The sequence below is a fragment of the Lentilactobacillus sp. genome, assembly GCF_040773105.1.
Taxonomy (GTDB): domain Bacteria; phylum Bacillota; class Bacilli; order Lactobacillales; family Lactobacillaceae; genus Lentilactobacillus; species Lentilactobacillus parabuchneri.
Genome location: NZ_JAXGWW010000229.1, coordinates 1 through 3,305, shown reverse-complemented (window position 1 = coordinate 3,305; position 3,305 = coordinate 1). Strand labels below are relative to the sequence as shown.

Sequence of the window (3,305 nt, the reverse complement as noted above, 5' to 3'; positions counted from 1 at the left end):
TACTCTGGCCGTTCCAATGATACGGAACATTCTTATAAGTTTTAGTTTTAACCGGCCTGTAGACCCCCGCAGCACGTGCTGAAGATGATTGGGTAACCGTCCCGAGTCCCCAATCCAAGCCACAAACCAGTAGCCATTTGGCTAATTGTTTGATCATGTTAAATCCCCCTCTTACTGAATTATTTAGCTTAAGTATACTAGGTGCTGTGCTAAAGATAAAACAAGTTGGATTAGGGATGGCACTACTCCATTTTTATCGATGTCACTACAACGGAACTTTTTGAAGAGTCGGCTCTTTTTTACTAGCTTGCTTTACAAACTACCTAAAATAAGTTATCTTACTAGTAAGCATTACATACTAGTGGGGTGATTATTTGCCAAAACAGGATATCTCAAGTCAGATGTTAAAGGGAATTCTTCAGGGATGCCTGCTGATACTAATCAGTGAAGAGCCCATGTACGGCTATTCGATTAGTCAGGCATTGACCCAATACGGTTTTCAGGATGTGCCCAAAGGGACGATTTATCCACTGTTGATCAATATGGAAAAGAAACATTTGATTGTAGGAAAAATGCGGCCGTCCAAAGAAGGACCCAAGCGGAAATACTATTACCTTACTGACGATGGTATTCTGGAAAAGAAGCGGTTTGTCAATCAATGGAACATCTTATCAAGTAATGTGAATAGTCTCATCCACAAAAGGAGTGAAGATGATGAAAGCAGTCAGTCTGATTAAAAGAAATAATGATCTCAGAAAGGAATTAACTTTAGAAAACAAGAAATATTATGAGGAGCTGATGGTGTACATCCGCGCAAATTCGACCTTTAAAAGTGAGCTGGATGTCGAGCAAATCCTGTTGGATATTCTCAATGATATTTTGGAAGCCCAATTTAACAATCAAACAGCTCAATCGTATTTTGGCAAGGATCCCAAACAGTCTGCCGATGAAATATTAAAATCACTGCCTAGAAATTATACCGAAACAATAAAGTTTGCACTTAGTATTGCCCTTGGGTATGTGATCGTATTTATGATCCCAAGTCTAACCACACCAAGTGTCAAAACCGACTTTGGGAATTTAATCATTATGGGATTTATTTCTTTTGTTCTTGCGAATGTTATTCTTTGGCTGGTTGGAAAGACTACTTATCAACAAAAGGCCACTAAATTTGTAATCAACGGACTAGCTGTCATTTTATTCGTGGTGGTTGTTGCGGGTTCAATTTTTCTCAAAACACCACTAAGTTTCGAACTGGATGGGATACTTGGAATCGCCGTGATTACGCTGGTCTTTTTATTCACAACATACCTATACATTCGGGCTTTCAAACATCAGATGCCCTGGACAATTATTTATGTTGTGATGGCGATTGATGCCGCTATCGGGATTTTTTCAAGGCTTCCGGTTATTGGTAAAATGATAACCGATCCTGTTATCCCCAAATCTAAATTACTTTGGATTGTAATTCCTGGATGCATTATTGCAGCACTTATTGGTGGTTTCGGCACATACTATTGGCTAAGTAAACACGATAATGAGTGATAACGGATGATTCAAACAGTGGCAAATAAACTGAGATTTAATGAACTCAAACTTTGAGGAGGTATTCATTATTGTTAGAGATTAGTTTACCTATTAGCGTTCTATCCTTTATTATTCTTCTAACAACAAAAATCAAAGGCATCGAGTCAATAAGCTGGTTCTGGGAACCTTTTTCATTTCAGTGGGACTCATTATTTTATCCTTTATCACTTTTCTTGGGATGCCGGTGTAATGAGGCTTAAATAACAAGATTTTTGACCACCGACAGTCCCTAATGTGCCCAAATCATCAGCACCAGCGCAACAATGGCGGGCGCCCCTTGGGTTAACAAAATTTGCTTATTAGCAGTGAGCGCCCCGAAAATTGCCGCAACGACAACAAAGCCAATGAACAGCAGCAGGGTGGGGTAGACTGCATCCACTGGGAAGGCAAATCGGCCAAGCAAAATGCCAACCCCAATGAAGCCATTGTAAAGCCCTTGATTGGCCATGCTTGTCCGGGCCTCTGGTTGCGCCAGGTAGTTGGCAGAAACATGAAACGCGTTTTGTGCCAGCTTGGATTGGTTGCCAAACATCTCCAGTCCCATGATGAAGAAGGCTTCGATGGCGACCAAAATAATAAATAGATCTGAGATTAATTTAAGCATCTGCATTCACTCCATTTTTCATTATAAGTTGATTATACGGTTATTCTCGAATATTTGGTCAAACACATTTCAAAGCAAAAACGTCCGCCGCATCTCAGAGATGCCAGCGGGCGTTTTGTATTTGGATAATCAAGTAAATTAAATTCGTTTCTTAAGTTCTTTACCCTTTTCTTCAAATCCAGGTTTGCCAAGCAAAGCGAACATGTTTTGCTTGTATGCTTCAACACCTGGTTGGTTGAATGGGTTGATGCCGTTAAGGTAACCGGAAATTGCCACTGCAACCTCGAAGAAGTAGATCAAGTAGCCCAACGTGTATGGCGTTTGGTCTGGAATGTGGACGGCCATGTTTGGCACGTTACCATCTGTGTGGGCAAGAACAACGGCGTGGAAGGCCTCCGTGTTGGTGTAGTCCATCGTGCGGCCCTCAAGATACTTCAAACCGTCAAGATTGTCGGCTTCTTTAGGAATGTCAACGTCGTGGTTTGGCTTATCAACCTTAACAACGGTTTCCATCAAGTTACGTAAGCCTTCTTGGATATATTGGCCAAGGGAATGCAAATCAGTTGAGAAGTTAGCTGATGATGGGTAAATGCCCTTTTCATCCTTACCTTCTGATTCCCCCATGAGTTGCTTCCACCATTCAGCGAAGTACATCATGTTTGGCTCATAGTTTTCCAGCAATTCGGTGGTAAAGCCCTTCCGGTATAAAATGTTTCGGTACGCAGCGTACTGGTAAGCTTCGTTCTTGGTTAAATCAGGGTCGGTGTACTCGTCTGAAGCATCTGCGGCACCCTTCATTAACTGTTCGATGTCAGCGCCGGAAACGGCGATTGGCAGTAAGCCAACGGGACTTAAGACGGAGTATCGGCCACCAATGCCGTCAGGGATGATAAATGATTCATAGCCGCTGGCGTCAGCTTCTTGGCGCAAAGCACCGTGAGCCTTGTCAGTTGTGGCGTAGATCCGCTTTTTGGCACCTTCTGCACCATATTTTTCAATGAGGCGTTCCTTAAAGATTCGGAATGCAATTGAAGGTTCCGTGGTGGTTCCTGATTTGGAAATCACGTTAACTGAGAAATCGCGGTCGCCGATCAGATTGATCAAGTCATAGACG

The 3,305-nt window shown here is 42.3% G+C and carries 4 protein-coding genes; 2 read left to right on the top strand and 2 right to left on the bottom strand.

Annotated elements, in window-relative coordinates; all coding sequences use genetic code 11:
* Positions 1-374 precede the first annotated feature (374 nt).
* On the top strand, positions 375-737 hold the full coding sequence (locus AB3112_RS09865; protein ID WP_084973954.1) for a PadR family transcriptional regulator: 363 nt from the start codon (positions 375-377) through the stop codon (positions 735-737).
* The gene (locus tag AB3112_RS09860) at positions 712-1,545 is read left to right on the top strand and encodes a hypothetical protein (protein WP_239822983.1); all 834 of its coding nucleotides are present in this window, start codon (positions 712-714) and stop codon (positions 1,543-1,545) included. Before AB3112_RS09865 ends, AB3112_RS09860 begins: the two co-directional genes overlap by 26 nt.
* Before the next feature lie 271 nt (positions 1,546-1,816).
* Here AB3112_RS09860 and AB3112_RS09855 read toward each other — a convergent pair whose 3' ends face one another.
* Both AB3112_RS09855 and AB3112_RS09850 read right to left on the bottom strand, forming a co-directional pair.
* Positions 1,817-2,191 (bottom strand): DUF1304 domain-containing protein, encoded by a 375-nt coding sequence (locus AB3112_RS09855; RefSeq protein ID WP_084973958.1) that lies wholly within the window; start codon positions 2,189-2,191, stop codon positions 1,817-1,819.
* 138 nt (positions 2,192-2,329) lie between these two features.
* On the bottom strand, positions 2,330-3,305 hold a 976-nt coding region (locus tag AB3112_RS09850), incomplete at its 5' end, for a glucose-6-phosphate isomerase (RefSeq protein WP_367334399.1).

Coding starts and splice junctions, on each gene's coding strand:
- AB3112_RS09855 (WP_084973958.1), bottom strand. CDS start 2,191: ATGCTTAAATTAATCTCAGATCTATTTATTATTTTGGTCGCCATCGAA.
- AB3112_RS09860 (WP_239822983.1), top strand. CDS start 712: ATGATGAAAGCAGTCAGTCTGATTAAAAGAAATAATGATCTCAGAAAG.